Origin of the sequence: Lysinibacillus sphaericus, from assembly GCF_006864135.1 — a bacterium.
GTDB lineage: Bacteria > Bacillota > Bacilli > Bacillales_A > Planococcaceae > Lysinibacillus.
Genome location: NZ_SADV01000015.1, coordinates 1 through 24,747, shown reverse-complemented (window position 1 = coordinate 24,747; position 24,747 = coordinate 1). Strand labels below are relative to the sequence as shown.

Genomic DNA, 24,747 nt, shown 5'->3' with positions numbered 1-24,747 from the left:
CAAAACGTGGGGGTGATTTTCGTTCCGCCTGAGCGCTTCGTTGCTGCCGCTTCGCTTTCGCACAGAGCAAAGCTTCCTAGGGGCGTCCGATGAGTTACTTCGGCAAAAAGGATGTCAGCTACCCTATAATTCGAAAAAACATTTGATTAAAAATGGAAAAAGAGAGAATAAACGTGTTACTATGTAGAAAATTACGCGATGGAGGTATGGGGTATGCAAATAGCTATCAAAACTTCCCAAAAAATAATGCAAGTGTTATCACCACAGCTAGTACAGCATTTAGAAATACTACAATATTCAACAAATGAATTAGAACAGTATATTTATGATAAGGCTAACGAAAATCCACTGTTAGTTGTCACTGATGCGACGGTGAAAATGCAATATGAGGAAATTATGCAATTAGCAAGTTATTCTGATAAGAGTTATTCTGCGCAATATTATGCACCGCAACATCAATCATTTAATCCCATTGAGATGAAGCTTGCAGCAAAAGAGAGCTATGAGCAGTTTTTATTGGAACAAGTACCAATGCATAAAAATCTATCTACTGTAGATTTAAAAATCATAACGTTTTTAATTCAATCTTTAGATGAACGTCTATTTTTAGATGTTGATGTAGAAATCGTCGCAAATAAGTGTAATGCAAATGTTTTGCATGTAGAGGCGCTATTGGACTTACTTCAAACTTTCGAGCCAATGGGAGTAGGGGCACGTAATTATAAGGAGTATTTACTCATTCAGGTAGACAGTGATGCGCTAGCACCGAAATTAGCCTCTCGATTGATCGAAGAGGATTTAGAGTTAGTGGCCGCACAAGCTATTAAACAATTAAGTAAAAAGTATAAGACGTCTCTTCATGACGTGAAGAAAACTGTCAACTATATAAAAAATTTAAAACCAGTGATGACAGGAGATAAATTTGAAGCGATTCCATATGTCATTCCAGAAATCGAAGTAGAAAAATTAGGAGAGGAATGGATGATTAAATTAAATCGCGGATATTTACCAAGCGTCACTATCGATAAATATTATGTTGAAATGCTAAAGAATGATCCGAACTGTAAAACCTATTTTAAAGACACAATGAAAGATGCACTTTTATTATTACAAGGGATCGAACAACGTGATAAAACACTGTACGAATTAGCTAGATTGCTAGTGGAATTGCAAGAAGATTTTTTTCATAAAGGCATTGAAGCATTAAAGCCTATGCGGTTAAAAGATGTAGCTGACATTTTAAGTCTACATGTATCAACGATTAGTCGGGCAGTACGTGGAAAATATATAAAAACCGCCCATGGCGTATATGCTTTACAATCGTTATTTACAAAAGGAGTAATGAATATTTCTGGAAAGATGGATTCTATTATGTTTATTAAAAAGCGGCTCAAGCAGTTGATTGAGACAGAGGATAAACGACAGCCATTAACGGATCAACAGCTTACAAATACTTTAAGTGCTGAAGGTATCCAAATATCCAGACGGACAGTAGCGAAGTACAGGGAAGAGATGAATATTATGAGTTCATTTAATCGTGTATATGGATAGATGATGTAAATGAACTGTTAATGATGTATTTTTGCATCAAATTTTTAAAATCGCATATGAAAACACTTGGCGCTAAAAAATGCCTTATCACTCAAATTCAGGGATCGCTGAAAAAGAAGTTAAAACGTATATTATGTATGGGTTGAATGGAGTGAAGGCTGGACGACTCCTTGGGGCTCATCGGACTCCCCCAGGAAGCTTTGCTCTGTGCGAAAGCGAAGCGACAGCAAAAAGCGCCCAGCCGGAACGGTAATCAACCTCACGCTATACTAAAATCGCTGAGTTAGAAAAATATTAGCAACAATAGATGTACAGGTTGATAATTTTTTGAAATTTTTAATAATTGAATAGGTTTGGCATCAGAATTGCTCATTAAACGATAGACATTGAAGTAGAGGAAAGGGGCTAGTAAATGTCTACATAACACAAAGGGGTGGTTTAATGGGGGCTTTGCAAAAATCATTGAAAACACGGCATATTACAATGATCTCCATTGGAGGGGTTATTGGTACAGGGCTCTTCGTAGGGACAGGAAAAAATATTTTAAGTACCGGTCCTGCGGCGGTGATTTCCTATGCGATTGCATGCATGCTTATAGTTCTGATCATGCAAATGGTTGGGGAAATGGCATCAGGAGAAATAGTATTAGGAAAGAAATCAGGAGGTTCGGCAGAACTAGGCTCATTTGCTTCCTATGCAGGGAAGTATATTGGTCCGTGGGCAGGGTTTACAGTAGGATGGCTTTATTGGGCAAGCTGGGTATTTATTGTGGGGTTAGAAGCGGCACTCATAGGGGGAATGCTCCATAATTGGTTCCCGATGATACCAACATGGCTCGGAAGCGTAGGCATAACATTATTGATGACAATTGTTAATATTTATTCAGTAAAATCATTTGGTGAATTTGAATATTGGCTGTCCTTCGTTAAAGTTACGGCAATTATTGTATTTTTAGTTGTTGGTATAGCTATGATTTTAGGAATTTGGCCAAATTATGAACCGAAGGGGTTAGGGATATTAACGGAATTCGGTGGATTTGCTCCGAATGGTATTGTCCCGATTTTTACGGCCATTGTCTTTGTTATATTTTCAATTTGTGGTGCTGAGGTTGCAGCCATTGCGGCAGCAGAGTCTGAAAATCCAGCGAGAAATATTGTCCGCGCCATTCGCAACGTTGTCTTTCGATTAGGGTTATTTTTTGTAGGCTCAGTAGCTATTATGGTTTTAATCATCCCTTGGAATGATTCGAAAATATTGGCAGCGCCTTATGCAAATATATTAACGATGGCAGGGCTTCCAATTGCTGCTCAACTTATTCAAATCGTCATTTTTATTTCACTAATCTCTGTGTTAAATTCAGCCCTTTATACAAGCTCACGTATGCTACTTGAAATGTCGCGTCAAGGGGATGCACCAAAAATATTCTCGCAAATTAAAAATCGTCGAGGTGTGCCTGTACCAGCTGTTATTGGTAGTACAGTAGTAGCCTATATTTGTGCGATGCTATACTTCATTTCACCTGAAGTTATTTTCTACTTTTTAGGTAATTGCGTTGGAGGATTAATGATTGCAGTTTATATTTTTATTGCTATTTCACAAATTCGTTTCCGACGTTATTACGATAAAGTTTCAGATGAGCCATTATCGATTAGAATGTGGTTATTTCCATATTTATCGTATGTGACAATTGCTATTTTAACAGTCGTCTATTTATGCCAAGCGCTCATCGAATCTTTACGTTCACAATTCTATTTGAGTACATTTGTATTAATTGGCTCAGTTGTGTTGTTCGTGATTATGCGAAAGCTGTCGACAAGGCCAGCAGAGCAAATAGAGGAAAAGCTAGCATCAGAGTAGAATACTATAAAAATACAAAAAATTCGCAATATTTCTGCGAGATATCAAGCCAAAGGAAACTTTAATACCTTTTAGGCTTCCAGATGCCCCGTAGAAAGAGCGAATTTTTTTGTATGAAAAAGCCTTTAAAGTTCAAGAGGGAGTGATCTAGATGTCGATAACTCAACTACATAAAGAGGAGCATTTTTTTATTGTAAAAAATGCTGAGGTAATGATTAAAAGTGATATCCAAATAGAGCTTCTTGAAAAAATAATAAAAAAATATAGTAAAGGAATAGAAACCTTTGATGTAGAAGGCAATTTTATTCATGTAATAGAGACTTCGCAAGGTAGCTTATTCCATGTCAAACCATTCATGCAGTATAGCTATATAGACTTTATGAACTCATTGTCCATTAAAGTATTAAACTCCATATCCGATGGCGTTACAGTCTGTGATAGCGATGGCAAAATTATATTTCAAAATGATATAGATATTGAAATTGTAGGCATTGATTTAATGGGGAGATATGCAAAAGACGTCATCGCTGAAGGAATAATGAGTGATTCCATCTCGATGAAAGTAATTGAATCAAAAGAAAAAGTAACTATTTTGCAGACGTTCATTAATGGCAAATGCTTTTTAGTTTCTGGAAAACCGATATTTGATGAATACGGCGAATTACAATATGTAGTTGCTATTACTCGTGATATGACACAATTAAAGCTGTTAGAGAAAGAAGTAAAAAAATTAGAAGTTCAAAACGAGAATTTTAAAAATAAACTACATGCCTTACATAATGAAAACACAAAAAGTAGTTTAATCGCTGTATCTTCAGCAATGATGCAGGTTGTAGAGCGTGTTATGAGAGTTGCACAGGTAGATTCTACTGTATTAATTGGTGGTGAATCGGGCGTAGGTAAAGAAGAGATAACAAAGCTTATTCACGCAAATAGCCGCCGTCATGATAAGCAAATTTTAACGATTAACTGTAGTGCAATCCCAGAGAATTTATTAGAATCTGAACTTTTCGGCTATGAAGCTGGAGCCTTTACGGGAGCGTCAAGAGGTGGTAAGGCAGGGTTATTTGAGATTGCGTCAGGTGGCACAGTGTTTTTAGATGAGATTGGAGAGATGCCCTTGCTACTACAGGCGAAATTATTACGTGTGCTCCAAGAATCAGAGGTACAGCGTCTAGGTAGCGGAAAGCCTATTCCTATTGATGTACGCATTATCGCTGCGACAAATCGCAATCTAGCGGAGATGGTGAGGCAAGGTAATTTTCGTGAGGATTTATATTATCGTTTAAATATTATACCTATTGAAATTCCTCCTTTAAGACAACGTCGCCAAGATATCATCCCATTAGTCAACCATTTTTTGGCTATTGTTGAAGATAAATATGGGATCCATCGGACAATTGAGTCATCGGCAATGAAAATATTAGAATCTTATGATTGGCCAGGCAATGTACGTCAACTTAAAAACATGGTAGAGCGTATTTGCTTACTAGCAACGCAGCCAGAAATAACAGCATTTATTGTGCAACAAGAGCTAGATAGTAACCCAACTATTACACGTGTTCTAGAAAACCCAGTAGAAATACAAAGCATTCAGGAACAGGTTGTAACTCCGAAGTTTAGTGGTGCTTTAAAGGAGCAAGTAGCTGCGTTTGAAAAGCAGATTATTAAAGAAGCTCTATCTAACTATCCAAGTATTAGGCAAGCTGCTAAATCACTTGGATGTGATCAGTCAACATTAGTACGTAAAATACAAAAGTTCCAATTAACGAAACAAATTTCATATGAGGATTAAAGGATTAATGATGTATTTTTGCATCAAAACTTCATCTATGCACAGTAACTAGTAATATTGCAATGCTTACTAATTCATACAAGGAAAATGATGTAATGCATCATTATGTTAATAGATTGAGGGACATTTTCGAAAAATGAAAGTGTTCCTTTTTCATTTTGTTGCAGTTGTTGTGAAGTAACTAATAGAAAAAAATGCTGCTTTCTCATAACGTGGGGTTGATTTCCGTTCCGATTGGGCGCTTTGTAGCTGTCGCTTTGCTTTCGCTACAGAGAACATTTGCCGCTGACGCTTCGCTTTCGCGCAGAGCAGAGCTTCCTGGGGGCGTCCGATGAGCCGCTTCACTCGCGTTGCTCGCTCCAAGGTCTCAGGCCAACACGATGTTGGTCACGAAGGCATTATCACATGATGTGATGCTTTTAGCCTTCGTTCCTCTATTGCTGATCCCCAAGGAGTCGCCCAATCTCCACTCCAATCAACTTATATAAAAATCAATTCCTTTTCTTTTAGAAATGAGTCAAAAAAATTACAACGCCTTAAGGAATTTTTTCTTCAGTTGGCATGAGAATTGCTATTAAAATTGTGTATGAAATTTTAAACGAAAAGAGGTTGGCATTTATGACAATTCAACTAAAAGAAGAGTTAAAAAAGTTAGATCAAAAACATTTTCTACACCCAACAACGTCGATTGAGCAACAACAAACACAAGGGCCAGCAGCCATTTTTACAGAGGGCAATGGCATTTATTTAAAAGATATAGAAGGAAATGTCTTCATTGATGGGATGTCTTCTTTATGGAATGTAAATATTGGGCATGGTCGTAAAGAAATTGCCGAAGTGGCGAAGGAACAAATATCTACATTAGCATTTAGTTCCTGCTTCGCTTCTTTTAGCAATGAACCGGCTATTCGTTTAGCGACGAAAATTGCTTCTTTAACTCCTGGAGACTTAAACACTGTATTTTTCACTTCTGGGGGCTCAGAGTCGAACGATACAGCGATTAAGTTAGCTCGTCATTACTGGTTACTAAAAGGACAGCCAGAGCGCCAAAAAATTATTTCACGTACCCATTCATACCATGGTGTCGCAATGGGTGCTACAAATGCGACAGGCTTACAGGCATTTCGTGACTTTACGAATTCGCACGCACCTGATTTCCATTATGTATATAGCGAATCCGTACGTAATTTACGTGAAACGATTGAAGCGTTAGGCCCTGAGACTGTGGCGGCGTTTATTTCTGAACCTGTACAAGGTGCAGGTGGGGTTAATATTCCACAAAAAGATTACTTTAAAGAAGTGCGAAAAATTTGTGATGAGTACGGTATTTTATTCATTGCAGATGAAGTCATCACCGGGTTTGGTCGTACAGGGAAATTTTTCGGTATGGAACATTACGGGGTAGTGCCAGATATGATGTCATTCGCTAAAGGAGTATCGAGTGGTTATGTTCAGCTTGGTGGTGTGGCGATATCCGAAAAGCTGCATCAAGATCTTTGCGAACTTTCTAAAGGGACATTAATGCACGGATACACTTACAGCGGCCATGCACTCGCTTGTCAAGTTGGGTTGAAAAATATTGAGATTCTTGAGCGCGAAAATCTCGTTGAAAATGCTGCAAAGATGGGCGATGCCATGTTAGAAGGATTCCGAGCACTGCAAGAAAAATATAGCTTTATCGGACGCGTGCGAACGCTTGGATTACTTGGAGCCATTGAATTAGTGAAGAGCCGTGAGACGGGTGAATTGTTTGAGTCTCCTCTTAGTCCCATTTTTGTACAAGAAACGATGAAACGAGGATTGATTCTACGAACAGTTACGTATGATCAAGATACAGTTGTCTTTTCTCCACCTCTCATTCTATCAAAAGTAGAGCTAGATGAAATGTTACGTATTTTAGACGAGACATTTGAGCATATACGTAAAACAATTGTTGAAAAAGATTAATGTCAACGAAGCGATCATTATTTTAAGGAGGAGTTTTATGACAACTATCGTTAGAGAAATACGAAAACAGTTTAATCCAGCGAAACCATCTCAATGTATAGGCCAAGTTGAGCTTTTGACAATAGATGAAACGAAAGACGTTATCATTGTAGCTCAGGAAGCATTTGAAGGGTGGAAAAATACGTCTTCTGTTGCGCGTGGAGAAATTTTACGCGTGACAGCAGACTTACTTGAGAAAAATATTGATAGAGTAGCTGAAATAGCTTCGAGTGAAATGGGTAAAACGAAACATGAAATGCTTGGTGAAGTGAAACGTGGCGCTTCCATTTTACGTTATTTTGCACAAGAAGGGATGCGGGCAACAGGGGAAGTGTTACCTTCTGCCAATGAAGCGAAATTATTGTACACAATGCGAGTACCACTTGGTGTCGTTGCTGCCATAACGCCTTGGAATTTCCCTGTCGCTATTCCTCTATGGAAAATAGCACCGGCATTAGTGTACGGCAATACGGTTGTTTGGAAGCCTTCTATTGAAAGTGCTTTAACTGGTGAATTAATAGGGGAATTATTTCAACAAGCAGGTTTGCCAAAAAACGTGTTAAATGTCGTGCAAGGCCGTGGTTCAAAGGTTGGGCAAGTATTATTGGAGGCATCTGAAGTAAAAGCGATTACATTTACAGGTTCAAATAGTGTGGGGCAAAGTATTTTAGATACTGCTGGATCGACTAATAAAAAAATTCAGCTTGAACTTGGCGGGAAAAATGCAGCAATTATTTTAGCTGATGCCAATATCAAGCAAGCTGCAAAATTAACGATTGAAGGTGCGATGAAACAGACTGGACAGCGTTGTACAGCAACTAGTCGAGTTTACATCGAGGAAGCGGTTTATGAAAAGGTAGTAGAGCAGTTAATTGAAGAAGCTAAAAAAATAGAAGTTGGTGTCACGATGGGGCCTGTGTCATCTAAAGGACAATATGATTCTATATTATCCACCATCGAGAAAGCAAAAGCTGAGGGAGCAGAGCTAGTATTTGGCGGGGGTCCTACAAAAGGTATATTTGAAGGATACTATATTGACCCAACAATTTTTACGAATGTATCACATAAGATGTCGATTGCCTATGAAGAGATTTTTGGACCAGTTTTAGCCGTTATCAAAGTAAAAGATTATGAAGAAGCGATTCGATTATCGAATGATTCTAATTTTGGATTGAGTGCTTCTATTTATACAAATAACATTCCGAAAGCATTTGATTTTATTAACCGTAGTGAGGTTGGACTTGTACAAGTTAACGATGAAACGGGTGGAGCTGAGCCACAAGCGCCGTTTGGAGGAATGAAAAACTCAAGTACCGGTGCCCGTGAGCAGGGGCAGGCAGCGAAAGAGTTCTTTACAACGTATAAAACAATTACGATTGGCACAAAAAGTGAGTAAAAAGTTTATGTTGAAAAAAATTTTAGGATAGCAAACAAAAAAATAGTTTGATGGCTACTGCCCAACCAAAAATAATCAGCAGGCATATCTTATTTAAAACGATCGGCATGGATAACGAATACGGATTGAATTATAACATCATCAGTGTAAAATTACACTGATGATGTTATTTTGGTTGCGTAGGCAAATTTGAAGGATATCGAAAAAAAGCATACTTGATTGAGTTATGGCTTCGGGAGGGAATGAAATGGCATTTTTACGTTCTTTGCATGTTAAAATTATGATGATGTGTATTGTTGCGTTTTTAGTGGCAGTAATTGGTATCAATCTATTTGATCTCTATCAACTGGGGATACTTGGTATACTCGCTATTATTGTATTTCCAATTACAGTGATTTTAGCTGGAAGACGCTATGCCCCAGTGCCATTTAATAATTTCACTACGTGGACTGTTATCATTATGATTGGTATTTGCATCTTACATTGGATAGGTCAAGATGATAAGGAACTTTTAATGTCGCTTTTCACGATCGATTTTGTCTATACGTGGTTGCTCCATAACGACCCAGTACGAGAGTATATGGTTGCTAATGATTTTACGTTCTTTCTCTATATCGTGCGCATTGGGCTTGGGTTATTATACGCTATTTTGTTGGATGTCTTCGTCTATTTCGTAAAAAAGATAATGAAATGATAAGTGTACATAAACAGCAGAAAACTGCTTTTATGGCAGTCCTCTAGCAGTAATCCGACACAGTAGTAAGTGCATGGAGTGAAGCAAAGTATCAGTTTGTATTAAATCGACTAAGCCTAAAGCGTGATAAATCCTGCTTACTTTTTCCGTTAAGCGTTAAATCCGCTAGTACTTCACCAACAGCGCTACTAAATTTAAAACCATGTCCTGAGAAGCCCGCTGCAATGACAATATTTTGATACTCTGGTAAAAAATCAATAATGAAATCTTCATCTGGTGTCATCGAATATTTACATGTATTTCCGAATTTTAACGCACCATGTTTAGGCATAAAACGATTAATAAAGTTTTGTAAATCTATTAAATCCTGTTCGTCGAATAGCCGTAGCGGATCGTTTGGATTGATAGCCTCACCGCCATCATGTCTGCCAAGCTTTAGGCCAGCTCCATCAATACTGGGAAAACCATAGTACATAGAATCAGCAAATTCAAAACAATAGGCCGGGAAAATTTCTTCATGATAAAGCTGCTCATCCGCCTCAAACCATGCAAATGTTTTTCGCGTCGGTGTTACAGGAATGGCGATGTCCATTGTTTGTAGTAACTCAGTTGCCCAAGCACCAGCTGTCACAATTAAATGTTTGGCCTCGTATATATTATTTGCTGTTTGTACACGGACAATTTCTCCAGCTTTGATGTTCTGCACTTTTTCATTTGTATGTAAGGTTGCTCCTGCTTCAATGGCTAATTTTTTATAAGCGCTAATGCAGGCTTCTACACGAAGGACTCCAGCAGTAGGCTCAAAACAAACAACGAAGTCTTCGGGTAAGGATAATCCAGGCCATTTTTCCATTGCCTCAGATGCTGAATACTGCTCTAATGATAAATCGTAGAGCTTAGCACTAGTTTTCACATTTTGAATAAAAGGATGGGCCTCTTCACCGACATTCATTACACCTGTTTGTAAAAATAAAGCTTCATCCGTTAACATTGCAAGCTCTTTCCATAATTCACCCGCTCTTTTGACAAAAGGTACATAGCTAGCTCCTTCACCATATGCAAAGCGAATAATTCTTGTCTCACCATGATGACTACCTTCATCGTGAGGTGGATTAAAGGCATCAAGCATCAAGACATTTTTGCCTGCTTTCGCTAAATTATAGCCTGCAGCCATCCCCATCGACCCTGCACCAATTACAATCACGTCGTATATCATTTTAATCCCTACTTTTTTACTCTAGTATAACAAAACAAAAGAGACTGGGACAGAAATTTCAGAAAATTTTTCAGATAAGAAAATGCACAACCTCCTAACGGGAGTATTGTGCATTGCGTTTAAAAGCTATTTCACACTAGGTAATATTTTATTTAATACGATGGCTACTATAGCTGTAGGTGATGGGATAATGGGATATAGTAGATGACAAATTTTAGATATAAAAAACTACACATCAATTCGTTATTGCACAAATTTTGTGTAGTTCAAACTTTTGAAAAGTAATTGTTATGAAATTGAATCATTAATGATGTTACTAAAAGTAATAAAGGTCGAAGAGGTATTTTGTTCATTTTTCCTTGTGCAAAGATAAATAGGACGCTGAATATCGATGTCTTTTATAAAAACTCGCGCTACTTGCTGTCGTTGAATAAAGCTAGATGCCGCTATGGATGGAGCTAGCATCGTACCATACCCAGCTGCAATGGCGTAAATGGATTCATTGATCCCGTCCAATTGAAGCCCTACTCTTGGTGGTGGAATTTTATGAACTTTACATAAAGCATTCAAATATTCTTTCGTAGAGCTACCATCTTCACGTGAAACAAATGGCTGCTGCATTAATTCCGCTAATGTCACTTTCTGTTCTGCCAGCGGATGACCAAATGGGACGATAAACCAATAATCAAGATTCATGAGAAATTGATAATTAATATCTGGATGATGCCCATCTTCTTTTACGATAAAAGCCATATCAACCTTATAGTGAAGCAATTCTTCAATAACCTGCTGGGAGTTAGCCGTTTTTATGTGGATATTAGTTGTCGGATAGGCTTGTTTATACTTTGCGAGCCATTTTGGTAATAAAAAATGGGATGGGACATGGGTAGAAGCAATTTGTAATTCTTCATTACCTGTGTTTTTTAATTGCTCTAGTTTGTTTTCAATATCCAATTCTAAATCAAATAGTCGCTGAGCCTGTTTAAATAAAAATTCCCCATTTTGTGTTAAGGTAATTCCTCGACCTTTTGGTTCTAACAGCGTTAAGCCTAGTTCTTTTTCCAAATTTCTAATTTGAATGGTAACGGCAGGTTGACTAATCATTAGAGCTTGCGCTGCCTTAGAAACACTTTTGAGCTCAGCTACTTTTGTGAATAATCTAAGAGCATGTAAATTCATTATGTATCCCACCTCTTATAAAAATTTTTTATCCTTTTATATAAATTATATATTAGATTTATTAATTTTCACTCTGTATCCTTTTAATTACAAAAAGTTTTTAGGGGGTGGGGGACATGATGAATCGACAGCACATCGGAATTTTATTTGGTGGGGTGCTATTACTTGTAGTGGCTATGGGGATTAGCCGGTTTGCATTCACACCAATTTTGCCATTTATGCGTCAGGATGTCGGGTTTTCGTTTGAAGTTGCAGGGTTTTTAGCATCGAGTAATTATATTGGCTATTTCATTGGCGCTTTGTGGGCAGGATTTATCAATCGCCAAAAGAAGAACTTTTTATTGTTAAGTGTTGTCTTGAATGTCCTTTCTGTTGTTCTTATGGGAATCATTGAAATATATAGTATTTGGCTTGTACTTCGTCTGATTGCGGGCATTACAGGGGGACTTATTTTTGTATTAACATGTAGTATTGTTATGGATTATTTAGCAAAGCATTCACTTACACGATGGTCAGGTTATTTATTTGGTGGTATCGGATTAGGAATTGCTATTTCAGGTTTATTAGTCCCTGCTATTGAAGTACGTTTTGCTTGGCAAGGTACATGGATCGGTTTAGGGGTTTTATCTGCAGTTTTTTTAGTGACAACATTTATACTTTGGAGAGATTTGCATGTACAAGATAGTGTGAAAACCGTAAAATCCTCGGATGCAAAAATGACAAAGGGCTTTATGCCATGGTTGATCGTCGCCTATGGCTTTGAAGGATTAGGCTATATTATCACGGGTACATTTTTAGTGGATATTATTCACAATATTCCTTCACTACAAGCATACTCTTCGTATAGCTGGGTCATTGTTGGGGTAGCGGCTATTCCATCAGCACCTGTTTGGACTGTTTTATTAGAAAAATTCTCTGCCATCAAAATTTTAGTTGTTGCCTATGTATTGCAAGTATTAGGTATACTGTTACCAGTATTTTCACAAACAGTATGGAGTGTATTATTATCGTCATTTTTATTCGGCTTAACATTTGTAGGCATTGTGACGTTAACGACCTCTTATGCACGTCAGCTATTCCCGACGCAAAGCGGTCCAGTCGTATCATTATTAACAACATTTTATGCCTTTGGACAAATTATCGGACCGATCATCGCGGGTCAGCTTGTAGCAGTTTATAGTAGCTATAAGGCAGCACTTGTCTTTGCAGGAGTCATTGTATTTTTTGCATTGATTGTTATGTTATGTGGAAGGTGGATCACTGTTAAACGACAAGCCACTGTAGACAATGTATTGCCTATCAAAACTCAATCTAGTCCTTAAACTAGAAAAGCTAGAAATTCGATCGGGGATTTCTGGCTTGTATTTTTACTTAAAGATGGCATGCATCATCTACATGATATAAAAAATATGAATGTGCATAAGGGACATAACGTTTCGATTCTATACAGCAATGAGTAAATAGCATAATAAGAACAGCAACGAATAAAGAGACGATTAAAAAGGAGGGAACTATGTGCGCATATAGCATGTCAGTGAGGATAGTGATATTACAGTATTTCATCCACGATTACCTGATCGGCCTGATTTAAATCCAGAAAAAGGTCTAGTATGGGCAATTAACGATACATGCTTGCCTAATTTTTTAACACCTAGAAATTGTCCACGAGTTTGCTTCCATATTGGTGAGAGTATAATCGAAGAAGATAAACGAGCTTATATAACATCAGCGTCATGTGATCATGTTGTCGTAATTGAAAGCAAGTGGTTTGAGGCAATGGAAAATACAAAACTTTACTTATATGAGTTTGACATCCGCGAATTTTCACTACAGGAGCAAAATGCTGGTTATTTTACAAGTGAAACAACACAATATCCTTTTGCTAAATTTGAAATAGAAAATCTAGTAGAGGAAATGCTTAACTTCTTTCAGCGGGTGTCTAAACATCCGCTGAAAGAAGTTAAAGCCTCCGGCGGATGTCACGGTAATCGGAAAGGAGTTCAATAAAGGATGGTAGCTTAAAACCATCGCATCCATGCGATAACGGCTAACTGACCTGCATCACGCGGGCCCAAGCACAAAGCCGATTCCGGACGCAATTATGCCGAGGCATAATTGATAAGTAATGTTGAATTACGGGTAGTCGATAACTTGAGGAACATCTATGATGAAATTCAAAAAACCATTGAATTGGTCGATGTGCAGAATGCGATTTGCTCAACCAAGAAAATAATTAGCCAAGCCTCTTAAACGCAAAAGTTGACTATAAAAGAAATTATTTATTATGTTTAGTTAAGCGAAAATTTGGGAGGGTGATATAGGTGGATAAGCGTGAGCGAACAAGAGCACAAATATTAGTAGCGGCAAAAAATGTTTTTTTAGCAAATGGATATAAGGAAACGACGATCAAGTTAATTGCCAAGGAAGCAGGACTAGGTTACGGGACGATTTATTCTCATTTTAACTTAGGGAAAGAGGAAATTTTGGCAACTTTAGTTGAGGATGTCATGGGCCCATTCTATAAAATTGTAGAACTAAATTATACGCCTAAAAATAAGCAAGAGGCTTTTAAATTTACGTTTAAAAATACATATAATTACTTATCCTTGGCAGTTGAAAACAAGGAAATATTTAGATTGATTCATGAAGCAAAGGGGGTGTCCCCGTTAATTGAGGAGAAATGGGAATCAATCACGGATCAATTTATTAAAAGGGTATCTGCCAACGTAGAAATTGTTCGACAGCTGGGGCTGATTCGCAATGAAAATTATCATGCAGAGGTTATTGCGGGTTCATTGTATTACATTGGAGAGCGGTATTTATGGAAAATTATTTTGGACAAAACAGACATTCCGATTGAAGAAATTGCACGTGATATGTCAACCATGTATATATACGGTTTATTTAAATAATTCTTCTTAAAGTGGAAAAAAGCTAAATAAAAACAAAATTAGCTAATGACGCGGCTACGGTTTCTTACTTATAATAGAAATAACGTTATAAAGGGAGGAATTGAAATGTGGTTAAATCAGTCATGTTTAGAGGGAGAAATTGAAATGTGGTTAAATCAGTCGTGTTTAAAAATTGACACCGCGTCAGTTTTGGAGGAAGATTGTTCGCTTTCGGAAACTTTCTTTAAAAGAACGGCTACAGATGAGCAATGCATCGCAATGTATAAACATATGGTACAAGGAAGAATCTTTGATGGCATTGCATTGAAATTTCAGCGCCAAGGTAAAATAAAAACATATCCACCAATTAGAGGGCAAGAAGCAGCACAGGTTGGAAGCGCTTACGCATTGACTTCGAATGATTGGATTTATCCTAGTTACCGAGATATTGCGGCTTCATTTGTTCACGGGATGCCTATCGATAAGTTCTTTTGTTACACAATGGGTAAAATGGCTGGGCAGCATTTAACTGATTTATCTATTTTTCCTATTCAAATCGTTATTGGAGCGCAATTTTTACATGCGGTAGGTGGGGCATGGGCTAGTAAATATAAAGGGGAAGATAGTGTTTCGGTTGCTTATATGGGTGATGGAGGTACCTCTGAGGGCGATTTCCATGAAGCATTAAATTTTGCAGGTGTATATAAATTACCAGTGGTTTTCTTTATTCAAAACAATCAATGGGCAATTAGTAATCCAATTCATAAACAAACCGCTAGCCAAACAATCGCACAAAAGGCTTTGGCTTATGGGATTACAGGAATTAGAGTAGACGGCAATGACGTATTAGCAGTTTATGAGGCAACGAAGCTTGCTATAGAAAAAGCTAAAAATGGAGAGCCTGTGCTGATTGAAGCTGTTACATTTCGCCAAGGACCTCATACAACTGCAGACGATCCGACGAAATATAGAGACCAAGCTGAAGTTGAGCAATGGCTGACAAATGACCCTATAGAAAGAATGAAAAAATTTATTGTTTCTACTGGGCTATGGGATGAGAGGCAAGAGGAGGAGCTGTTAAATGACTGCGAAGAAATCGTTTTAAAAGCCTATGAAAAGGCACTTACAATTGAAAAGACAACGATTCCAAAAGTACTAAGAGCAACGTATGAAACAATGCCTCAAAACTTAGTAAGACAAATGCAACAAAGAGGAGGGGTGTAATGATGGAGATGACAATAGTACAGGCAATCAATACATGCTTAAGCCAAGCAATGGAAAATGATGAAACAATCCTCTGTCTCGGTGAGGATATCGGAAAGAATGGTGGGGTTTTCCGTGTGACGGACGGGCTCATAGAACGTTTTGGAGAAAGGCGTGTAGTTGATACACCGATTGCTGAGTCTGCAATTATCGGAGCTGCAGTAGGTTTAGCCACTAGAGGACTTAAACCAATAGCAGAAATACAGTTTTTAGGGTTTATTTATGAGGCGATGGATCAAATGGTAGGACAAGCTGCACGCCTTCGTTCTCGAACGGAAGGTACAGTTACCGTGCCACTGGTTGTTAGAGCACCGTACGGAGGAGGGATTCATGCACCTGAATTACATTCAGATAGTTTAGAAGCATTGTTTTTACACTCACCAGGTTTAAAGGTAGTTATGCCAAGTACACCTTCCGATGCTAAAGGGTTACTCGCAGCGGCGATTAAAGATCCAGACCCAGTATTGTTCTTAGAGCCATTGAAGCTATACCGAACGATAAAAGAGGAAGTACAAGAAGAATACTATGAAGTGCCTATTGGTCAGGCGGCGATTGTTCAAGAAGGGGAGCATGTGACCATCGTTACATATGGTCCGAGTGTCGTAACGGTAAAACAGGCAGTAGCGCAATTACAAGAGCAGGGTGTGTCTGTGGAAATCATTGATTTACGCACAATCGCACCTATTGACTATGAGACTATCATTCAGTCGGTAGATAAAACTGGCAGACTAGTCGTTGTTCATGAAGCGGCAAAAACAGGCGGTGTAGGGGCGGAGATCGCAGCAGTTATTGCCGAAAACTGTATGTATGCTATGCATGCACCTATTTTACGTGTCACAGGTTATGATACACCGTTCCCAGTATCGAGCATTGAGGCAGAATGGATGCCAACCGTAGCGCGCATTGTAAGTGCAGTACAAAATGTCATGAAAGAATAGGGAGGGATAGTAATGTATGATTTTTTACTCCCTGATATAGGGGAAGGTTTACATGAAGCAGAAATTGTTGGCTGGTTTGTAAAACAAGGGCAAAAAGTAGCGATTAATGAGCCGTTAGTAGAGGTTCAAACCGATAAAGCCGTTGTAGAGATTACAGCGCCAATTACAGGGGTGATTGAGAAGCTTGGAGGCGAGGAGGGGAATACCATTACGGTAGGTAGTCTGCTTTGTCAATTTAGTAAAACCTCAGATTCGTCACCACCCCAGCAAACACAGCCATTTGAAGAGAAAAAAGAGGAGAGTTTGCCAAAAGAGAAGATTGAATTTTCAGTATTAGGAAGGGTGATGGCAGCCCCTTCAGTTAGAAAAGCAGCGCGCACTATGGGCATTAACATTGAAGAAATACAGGGCAGTGGACCAAACGGACGGGTGTTGCGAGGTGATTTAGATAGACATGCTAAACAATCATCGTCTGCGATAGCACTAGTGCAAAATAAGTCAAAACGTAGTGAAGATGAAGTGAATGAAAATAAAATCATCCCTATTCGTGGCTTGCGCAAAGCAATCTTTGAAAATATGCAAAAAGCTGTTTCTAAAGCAGTATTATGCACCGGAATGGAAAAAATTAATGTAACGAAATTAGTGGCTTTTAGGAAAAGTATTCAACAACTGCCGGAAATGAAGGACAAAAAAATAACTTACTTACCTTTTTTTATCAAGGCAGTAGCGACAGCTTTACAGGAACATGAGCAGTTTAATGCCAAGGTAGATGAAGATCAAAAAGCACTTGTGATTTTCCCTTATATTCATATTGGTGTTGCAGTTGCTACTTCAGATGGTCTACTTGTGCCAGTGATAAAGCATGCAAATAAAAAAAGTATTTTTGAAATTGCAGAGGAGCTAGAAAGCTTATTGGCAAAGGCTCTTTCTAAAAAAGCAACGGTAGAAGATTTAACAGGTAGTACTTTTACGATTTCTAGTACAGGAAAGGACGGGGCAACATTTGCGACGCCGATTACGAACTATCCTGAAGTAGCAATCCTGGGCACTCATAAAATTGTGAAAGAGCCAATCGTAGTAGAAGATACAATACAAATTGGCCATACAATGACACTGTCTTGCACATTTGATCATCGTGTTATTGATGGCGAGCCAGTAAATGCATTTATGCGTAGTGTGGCAGACTATTTAGAGGAACCTGTACGTTTTTTACTATAGTTCAAAAATGATAGATGCTAGCCAAAGCGATTTCTGTTGTTCTGTGGATAGTATGCAAGTGTCGCTGTGCAAAATGAGATTTGCACAGCCAAGAGAATAATTAATCCTCGTAAACGCCTCTGTTGTGTTTACGAGTTTTTGTGTCATCTAGACAGTAAATGTTTGTGCAAATGGGGTAGAAGTAACGTTGATCAATTTATTATCTTTATATGTAAATATATATTCATAGTTGGTTGTTTCATCCAACATTTTCGGTAAGTAATATTTTAAATCTGCTATTCCTACATTTTTAGGATGGAAAATCCATGATAGATCTTTCCAATCTAAAATGCCTTCTGCAACTTTAATCGGTGTCACATAATGATAGGATTCTGGTAATTCAGCAATAAAAGCATACATACAGCCGTAGTCGGTCATTCCATCAGTCCAGTTTATTTTTCCTTTGAATGTAATATCGTTCAGTAAGATGCCCGTTTCTTCGTTAATTTCTCGTAAGGCACCAGCTAGTGGCGTTTCATTTTTCTCAATCTTTCCACCTACACCGTTCCAAGCTCCCATCCATTCTGGAAAGTCTCTATTTAGCAATAATATTTGATCACCCTTCTTAAGAAAGCAAATTGTAAATTCAACCAAGTCTTGTCCCTCCTTTTTGTTTGTTAAAGCAAAAAAACTAAGCATTTGAACGTAAATGCCATTGCTCTTATCAAAAAAACTGTAGATGAAAAAATAGTAGCACAAACTAGATAACGTTTGCGCTACTAAAAAAATTATTTTTGCATTATTGTTATTGCTAAAAAATCATATCTGTTAATAAATAGAGTACGGTAGGTGCTAGTAAGCAACCTAAGCCTGTATAAAAAGTTGCAGTAACTGCCTGCTCCATAAGGTACTAGTTTAGGATCTGTAGCTGCTAATCATCCTGTTACACCTGAAGTAGTTCCCATTAACCCACCATAAACAATAGCAGTAACAGGGTTATTCAAGCCGATATACTTTGCAACAAAAGGTGTGCCCACCATCACAAGTACTGATTTTACCAAACCAGCAGCAATACTAATAACAATTACTTTAGAGCTTGCACCTAAAGCTGCTCCTGTAACGGGGCCAACGATATACGTAACTGTGCCAGCCCCAATTGTTGCAATACTAACCGCATCATTGTAGCCAAAACTAGTAGCAAAAATAACACCGATTATAAAAGATAAGACTACTCCGATGAACAAAGAGAGGATGCCACGAAGTCCTGATTTTTTTATTTCATCGAAATTGGCCCCAAAAGAAATAGAAACAATGGCGAAATCACGAAGCATACTACCACCTAAGAAGCCAATACCCGCAAGGAAACTAACATCTGAAAGACCTTTCGCTCCACCAGTTGTAACCCCACCAATATAAGCCAAAATTCAACCAAGCACTATTGCGATAGCAGAGCCGTGGATAAGCCCCTTTGTTAATTTATTTGAAATTAAGTAAGCTATCCACATTGTGATGATGTCGGCAATTGTTTACGCGAGGCAACAATTGGACCAGCAAGTATTAGATTATTGAGACAGTATTGATTTGGATTTTACGATAAAGGATGATATCGGAAATGTATATGGTGGCACAAATTTTGGAGGTCGTGGCTTTCCAAACGATATAAGCACGGGTAAGACGCTTGAGAAAATAGATGAAAGGGCAAAGACTTTGACAATTGTGCCACATGTTCGCCTCACCAAATCATCGGAAAATGATGGTGAACAACCATTCGGTGAATCAGTTGTTAGCAATGGGACAACAGAAGTAGCGGATTATAAAGAAACAACGCTTGCACCGATAGTAATAAATCTACAAAAATAATAGTTATGTAACAAAATATAGCTAATTATCTTCTTTTGCTCCAAAATGCTATAATTAAGGTAAATCATTTGGAGTGATGGGTATGAATGAAAAGGCTTTACGTAGAATTCCACTTGAAAAATTTGTAGATCTCAAAGTTGATTACGCCTTTAAGCAATTATTTGGAAATGATAATAATAAAGATATAACGGTTGTCTTTCTTAACGCAATTTTAAATCGTACAGGTCGCGATGCTATTAAGGAAGTCTCTTTTTTGAGTCAAGAATTTAGTGGTGAGCATGGGGATGATAAGCAATCTCGGCTAGATATTCTCGTGAGAACCCAAGAAAATCTGATGATTAATGTAGAAATTCAATTAAGCAATCAGTACGATATGATTAAGCGAACCCTTTTTTACTGGTCAAGAATATATACTTCACAGCTTAGAAAGGGTACAGCTTATCACAAATTACGACCAACAATTACCATTAATATTTGTAATTTTAGTTTGTTTGAGCAAACTGATGCTTATCATACTACATTTCATCTGTATGAAGATAATGAAAAATTTAGAATTGATGATGTTCTTGAAATTCACTTTATAGAAATGAATAAATTTATTAAGCATTGGTTTGATAATAAATTGAACCCATTAGATAATGTACTTGCGAGATGGCTATTGTTACTAGGGATGGTTGATGCAAGAAAGGAAAGAGTCTATAAAGAAATCTATTTGGAGTTGGAGGAACTTGCTATGGACGATAAAAAAATAGAAAATGCTTTAACTATTTGGCAAGAATTAAGTCAATCTCCAGAAGAAATATTTGCCTATGAATCCCGTTTAAAATATATATTAGACGAGGGAGCGAAGTTAGAGGATGCAAAATATTTGGCGGAAAAAGAAGGATTAGCTAAGGGAATAAAACAAGGTATTGAACAAGGTATTGAACAAGGTATTGAACAAGGTATTGAACAAGGTATTGAACAAGGTATTGAACAAGGGGAGAAAAAGAAGCAGCAAGAAATAGCTTTGACAATGTTACAGAAAGGCATTGATTTAGAAACAATTGCTGAATTTACAGAATTAACATTAACTGAAATAAATAAATTAAAGGAACAGCTTGATTAATGACAATCCATATATCAAAATTATTGCCCCCACTACCTAGGCAGATGGGGGCAATTTTTTATTCAACAAGCAAAATTCGGGGAGAGGTTTTGGAGATGATTTTCGTTGATATCCAACATCCAAGACAGGCTGCCACAACACTTAAGAGAGATAATCCGATGGTTATTGGCCAATTTATCACAAGGGGTAACTCCAGTATGCCATATTCTACAATAATACTTTGTAAAGCTACTGGTATTACTTTTACACCGATAAAAATCCCGAATATAGTCCCTAGTGCTGAAAGAAACAGGATTCCTGATGAAATCGACCATCTAATAGTATTTGAGGTCATACCAATAGATTTAAAAATGCCGTAAGTTCCGCATTCTTTTCTTACGTTTATTCTAGAAACACTAAAAATAATGATGAATGTTACAGCGATAAATAAAATTCCGATAACAGATAATGGGATTATTAAAACAGCGATCACTTCTTTAAAGACAGCATCTAATAATGTTTGTTGGGTGACAGCTGAGATAGAGCTTTTAAATTTATTGTTTAAATCATCAACGATTTGAGCTGATAATGTCTCATCGACCAAATTGATCATACTATGTTCTGAAGCAGAATAGGTAGCATTATAAACTTTAATAACATCAGCGGTAATTCTCGCTGAATTAGACATATTTGCTATCGATTGATAAATACCAGTAACAATCAAATGATGCTGCTTGCCTTCGATATAGACTTCTACAATATCCCCTGAATTTTTGTGTAAAGCCTTCGCGACATTAATACCAAGGGCTATTTCATTTTTATTTACAGGATTACGTCCAGAAATTGTCTCGTATCCAACATCATCAAAACTACCTTCAATAGTATCGACACTAATATTTAGCGGTTGATTGGGTTCATTAGGGAATACTCCTATAAATTGATCTAGCCAAGCGTGATTTTTAATGCGTTCATCTGAGCGTAAAAATTGTTCAAACTGTTGTTTTGAAAATGTTGCCTCATTAATATCCGTTACTACGACATCTGATGAATCGTAGCCCCATGCTGGTGTGTTTTGTTTGATGGAAATAAAGCTATTAAGAATGACTGCGCTAAACACTAAAATAGCAGAAGTAATGGCTGTAAGAACAATAATAAGAATGGAACTTTTCATATTTTTGGTGATATTTTTAATGCCAATTTGAAGTTGAAACGGCAAATTGACTAAATTAGAAAGACGATTAGAGTTGTTTAAACGCCGATTCAATTTACTGTTTGCAAATTCTGACATACCGTATTTAATTGCCTGTACTGGTTCAACGTGGCGTGCTTTGTTTGAGTAAATGAACACAGTAAGGATAACAATGACAAGGATTATTACAGCAAGTAGCATGGCGATTCTAAAATCTTGAATAATCGTTAAATGCTTTCCGGCCTTTAAATAAGATAAAGAGCTTTCTATGATCACTCTGGAAAGGACTGTACTGGCAATAAGACCCGGAATAATTGAGAACACTGATAATAAACCAAATTGTAAAACATAGGTTGCACTAATTTTCCGAGAAGTGAGTCCAAGAGATTTAATAACACCAATCGTTTTATAGTTCGTTAAAATGGCATCTGAAATACTAAAACCAATAATAAACAATGAAATGAATAACATTGCTACACCAAAAGCTATCATGATAAAGCCGATAATTTTATTAATAATTAAATAAAATGAAGAAATTTGCTCGTAATCCATTTTTGATTCAAGGTATGGACCTTTTAAAAACTTTTCAAACTCAATCCAATAGCTTGCACTTTGCTGATAATCATCAAAGCGAAGGGCCATCATATACTCTTCAGACCCTATCAACGTATCAAATTGTTTATGGTAGTCAGAGTCGTTCATCCAAATGCGAGCATTCGTTGTAAAGGATCCACCATATGGCAAATCTACAACGATACCAGAAACATTTAATATAAAAGCTTTTTCGCCGGTGTTAAATTCGATAGCATCTCCAAGTGAAATATTCGAAGTAGCAGCCATCGATGTGGGAATCCAAATCGTTCCCTCTATAGGATAGTCCTGATTTTCGCCCTCTGAAAATAGTAATTGATCAATAACAAAGGGCGTTTTTGGTGTATTCATCATATACAGGTAAAGATGATTTGCCGTTTCTACACCACTCGCTTTAAAGCCAGATAAATTTCTATATGGAATAAGGTTCGAGGGAGTAACTCCTTGTTGCTCTTGCCACCACTTGTTTACAGTGATAGGGTTATGAATATCCTTACCCATCGTTAAAATTTGATGAGCCCCATTGGAATCATGATGTGTTTTCTCAAATATATTGTTTATATTCATAATAATCGTTACAGAGGTAGCTAATAAAAGGGTGGATAGCATAATTAGAACTGCTAGTAGTACATTTTGGATTTTTCTTTTCTTGATATGTGCAAAGCAAAGAGTAAGTATTGCGCGCATTTTTTACTCCTTTCCCGCAACATAAGAGAAGATAATATGTTCACGCTCTTGTATGCTAGCATCATCGAATTGATCGAAATTTAAAATACCTTCAAGCTTTCCATCCTGAATAATAATAAGCCGATTTGCACGACAAGCAGCTTTTATATCATGCGTAATCATCACAACAGACTGACCCTTTTTGTTTAAATTCGTTAAAATATCTAAGACAGCTACACCTTGATCGTAATTTAAACTCCCGGTCGGTTCATCTGCAAACAGAATCTCTGGATCATTTATTAATGCTCTGGCAATAGCAGCCCTTTGTTGCTGTCCACCAGAGGTTTGCGAAGGTAAACGATTTCGTTGCTCTTCAAGACCCATTTTATTTAATAGCGTCTCCGCTTTTTTTATCACATCTTTTTTAGGATATTTTGCAATGTATCCTGGGAGGGTGATGTTTTCTAGCAATGTCATATCCGGAACGAGATTACTACTTTGATAGACATAACCAATTTTTTTAGAACGAAATGTAGCTAACTGCTGTTCAGTAAATGTATCAAGTCTTTCTCCATGAAAATAGACTTCACCGGCTGTAATAGAATCTAGACCACTTAAAAGATAAAGCAATGTCGATTTACCTGAACCGGAGTTTCCCATAATGACAGTAAAATCTCCTTTATATATTTTGATATTAATATTTTTTATTGCATGAAATTGCTCACTACCTGTGGAATATGTCTTACATAGATTTTGGGCCTGAATAAGTACCTCTTTTTCCACGAGAATACCTCCTTCATTTGATTTTATTTCTTTTAGTGTAAGGGGGAATTATTATAAGGTCCTTATTAAATTATTAATAAATTATTACAACAGAAAAATTTGTTGATGGAATCAGCTGATCTTTACATCTCTAAGTAACTTTTAGAGATGTAAAACGTAGTAATAAATACTTTGTTAAATAGAAGGGGGATACTATGCCATTAACGTTTGCCCATCCGGCGGCAGTATTACCTTTCTCCAGAGAAGGGTAATAATTTTTCCGCAATGGTTTTCGGTAGTATGGCCCCTGACTTTGAATAATTTTTACGAGGCCAACCAATAGGGGAAATAGGACAGACCTCCACTTTTTCTGACTTCCCTTTCTTATATTCTTAATTTTCGGAATTATCGTTTAATTTAAGGTGGAGCAAAGATATTAAAAAGAGGCTCCATAAAAAGAGGGCACTGAAAAAGTCTATATCTTTTCACATTGCGAGGTATTCAACGATTAAATCGTTGAATAGCTCGCTTTTTTCATTTGGCACTGTGACTCTACTGTTGTTTTCCGAAGCATTCCGCTCGCTTTCCGCGGGCGAGCGCCGAGCCTCCTCCTACGCTTCGCTTCGTGC

19 protein-coding genes and 2 pseudogenes are annotated in these 24,747 nt (G+C 37.4%); 15 read left to right on the top strand and 6 right to left on the bottom strand.

Annotated elements, in window-relative coordinates; genetic code table 11:
- The first annotated feature begins 213 nt into the window (after window positions 1-213).
- From rpoN to C7Y47_RS16325, 6 genes are all read left to right on the top strand, one after another.
- Window positions 214-1,551 carry an RNA polymerase factor sigma-54 gene (rpoN, locus tag C7Y47_RS16350; protein ID WP_142509746.1) on the top strand — a complete coding sequence of 446 codons (1,338 nt, stop codon included), beginning with the start codon at window positions 214-216 and terminating at the stop codon, window positions 1,549-1,551.
- Between the two features lie 441 nt (window positions 1,552-1,992).
- Window positions 1,993-3,408: an amino acid permease gene (locus C7Y47_RS16345; RefSeq protein WP_142509745.1), complete on the top strand. Its 1,416-nt coding sequence runs from the start codon at window positions 1,993-1,995 to the stop codon at window positions 3,406-3,408.
- A gap of 151 nt (window positions 3,409-3,559) precedes the next feature.
- Window positions 3,560-5,203, top strand: a complete 1,644-nt coding sequence (locus tag C7Y47_RS16340; protein WP_142509744.1) for a sigma-54 interaction domain-containing protein — start codon at window positions 3,560-3,562, stop codon at window positions 5,201-5,203.
- Between the two features lie 618 nt (window positions 5,204-5,821).
- Entirely contained in the window at window positions 5,822-7,150 is a 1,329-nt protein-coding gene (locus C7Y47_RS16335) for an aminotransferase family protein (RefSeq protein ID WP_142509743.1), read from the top strand.
- Window positions 7,151-7,187: 37 nt separating this feature from the next.
- A complete protein-coding gene (locus C7Y47_RS16330; protein WP_142509742.1) occupies window positions 7,188-8,585 on the top strand; it encodes an aldehyde dehydrogenase family protein in 1,398 nt (465 codons plus the stop codon).
- A gap of 247 nt (window positions 8,586-8,832) precedes the next feature.
- Window positions 8,833-9,279, top strand: coding sequence for a hypothetical protein (locus tag C7Y47_RS16325; protein WP_142509741.1), 447 nt, complete (start codon window positions 8,833-8,835; stop codon window positions 9,277-9,279).
- 91 nt (window positions 9,280-9,370) lie between these two features.
- On the opposite strand, the gene solA is transcribed toward C7Y47_RS16325, so the two are convergent.
- Together solA and C7Y47_RS16315 are read right to left on the bottom strand one after the other, a co-directional pair.
- Entirely contained in the window at window positions 9,371-10,495 is a 1,125-nt protein-coding gene (gene solA / locus C7Y47_RS16320) for an N-methyl-L-tryptophan oxidase (protein WP_142509740.1), read from the bottom strand.
- 288 nt (window positions 10,496-10,783) lie between these two features.
- On the bottom strand, window positions 10,784-11,674 hold the full coding sequence (locus tag C7Y47_RS16315; RefSeq protein ID WP_142509739.1) for a LysR family transcriptional regulator: 891 nt from the start codon (window positions 11,672-11,674) through the stop codon (window positions 10,784-10,786).
- Window positions 11,675-11,793: 119 nt separating this feature from the next.
- Between C7Y47_RS16315 and C7Y47_RS16310 the strand changes: the two genes are divergently transcribed.
- The 6 genes and pseudogenes from C7Y47_RS16310 to C7Y47_RS16285 all read left to right on the top strand — a co-directional run bounded on the left by C7Y47_RS16310 (window position 11,794) and on the right by C7Y47_RS16285 (window position 17,984).
- Window positions 11,794-12,996, top strand: coding sequence for a YbfB/YjiJ family MFS transporter (locus C7Y47_RS16310; protein WP_142509796.1), 1,203 nt, complete (start codon window positions 11,794-11,796; stop codon window positions 12,994-12,996).
- Between the two features lie 217 nt (window positions 12,997-13,213).
- A pseudogene (locus C7Y47_RS26155) lies at window positions 13,214-13,681 on the top strand (DUF6886 family protein); the annotation flags it as partial.
- Window positions 13,682-13,995: 314 nt separating this feature from the next.
- Window positions 13,996-14,586 (top strand): TetR/AcrR family transcriptional regulator, encoded by a 591-nt coding sequence (locus C7Y47_RS16300; protein WP_142509737.1) that lies wholly within the window; start codon window positions 13,996-13,998, stop codon window positions 14,584-14,586.
- Between the two features lie 105 nt (window positions 14,587-14,691).
- Window positions 14,692-15,789, top strand: coding sequence for a pyruvate dehydrogenase (acetyl-transferring) E1 component subunit alpha (gene pdhA / locus C7Y47_RS16295; RefSeq protein ID WP_255505223.1), 1,098 nt, complete (start codon window positions 14,692-14,694; stop codon window positions 15,787-15,789).
- Complete coding sequence (locus C7Y47_RS16290; protein ID WP_142509736.1) at window positions 15,789-16,766, top strand: alpha-ketoacid dehydrogenase subunit beta; 978 nt, start codon at window positions 15,789-15,791, stop codon at window positions 16,764-16,766. Before pdhA ends, C7Y47_RS16290 begins: the two co-directional genes overlap by 1 nt.
- Before the next feature lie 12 nt (window positions 16,767-16,778).
- Window positions 16,779-17,984, top strand: a complete 1,206-nt coding sequence (locus tag C7Y47_RS16285) for a dihydrolipoamide acetyltransferase family protein (protein ID WP_142509735.1) — start codon at window positions 16,779-16,781, stop codon at window positions 17,982-17,984.
- 147 nt (window positions 17,985-18,131) lie between these two features.
- On the opposite strand, the gene C7Y47_RS16280 is transcribed toward C7Y47_RS16285, so the two are convergent.
- Both C7Y47_RS16280 and madM read right to left on the bottom strand, forming a co-directional pair.
- Window positions 18,132-18,617 (bottom strand): NUDIX hydrolase, encoded by a 486-nt coding sequence (locus C7Y47_RS16280; protein WP_142509734.1) that lies wholly within the window; start codon window positions 18,615-18,617, stop codon window positions 18,132-18,134.
- Window positions 18,618-18,774: 157 nt separating this feature from the next.
- A pseudogene (madM, locus tag C7Y47_RS16275) lies at window positions 18,775-19,474 on the bottom strand (malonate transporter subunit MadM); the annotation flags it as partial.
- A 70-nt stretch (window positions 19,475-19,544) separates the two neighbouring features.
- Here madM and C7Y47_RS16270 point away from each other — a divergent pair.
- Both C7Y47_RS16270 and C7Y47_RS16265 read left to right on the top strand, forming a co-directional pair.
- Window positions 19,545-19,823 carry a DUF5643 domain-containing protein gene (locus tag C7Y47_RS16270; RefSeq protein WP_142509733.1) on the top strand — a complete coding sequence of 93 codons (279 nt, stop codon included), beginning with the start codon at window positions 19,545-19,547 and terminating at the stop codon, window positions 19,821-19,823.
- An 82-nt stretch (window positions 19,824-19,905) separates the two neighbouring features.
- On the top strand, window positions 19,906-20,931 hold the full coding sequence (locus C7Y47_RS16265; protein ID WP_185903511.1) for an Rpn family recombination-promoting nuclease/putative transposase: 1,026 nt from the start codon (window positions 19,906-19,908) through the stop codon (window positions 20,929-20,931).
- A gap of 58 nt (window positions 20,932-20,989) precedes the next feature.
- Here C7Y47_RS16265 and C7Y47_RS16260 read toward each other — a convergent pair whose 3' ends face one another.
- The gene (locus C7Y47_RS16260; protein WP_142509731.1) at window positions 20,990-23,377 is read right to left on the bottom strand and encodes an ABC transporter permease; all 2,388 of its coding nucleotides are present in this window, start codon (window positions 23,375-23,377) and stop codon (window positions 20,990-20,992) included.
- Between the two features lie 3 nt (window positions 23,378-23,380).
- On the bottom strand, window positions 23,381-24,139 hold the full coding sequence (locus C7Y47_RS16255) for an ABC transporter ATP-binding protein (protein ID WP_142509730.1): 759 nt from the start codon (window positions 24,137-24,139) through the stop codon (window positions 23,381-23,383).
- 194 nt (window positions 24,140-24,333) lie between these two features.
- Here C7Y47_RS16255 and C7Y47_RS26150 point away from each other — a divergent pair, with 194 nt between their 5' ends.
- On the top strand, window positions 24,334-24,390 hold the full coding sequence (locus C7Y47_RS26150; RefSeq protein WP_366151280.1) for a DUF4184 family protein: 57 nt from the start codon (window positions 24,334-24,336) through the stop codon (window positions 24,388-24,390).
- Window positions 24,391-24,747 lie beyond the last annotated feature (357 nt).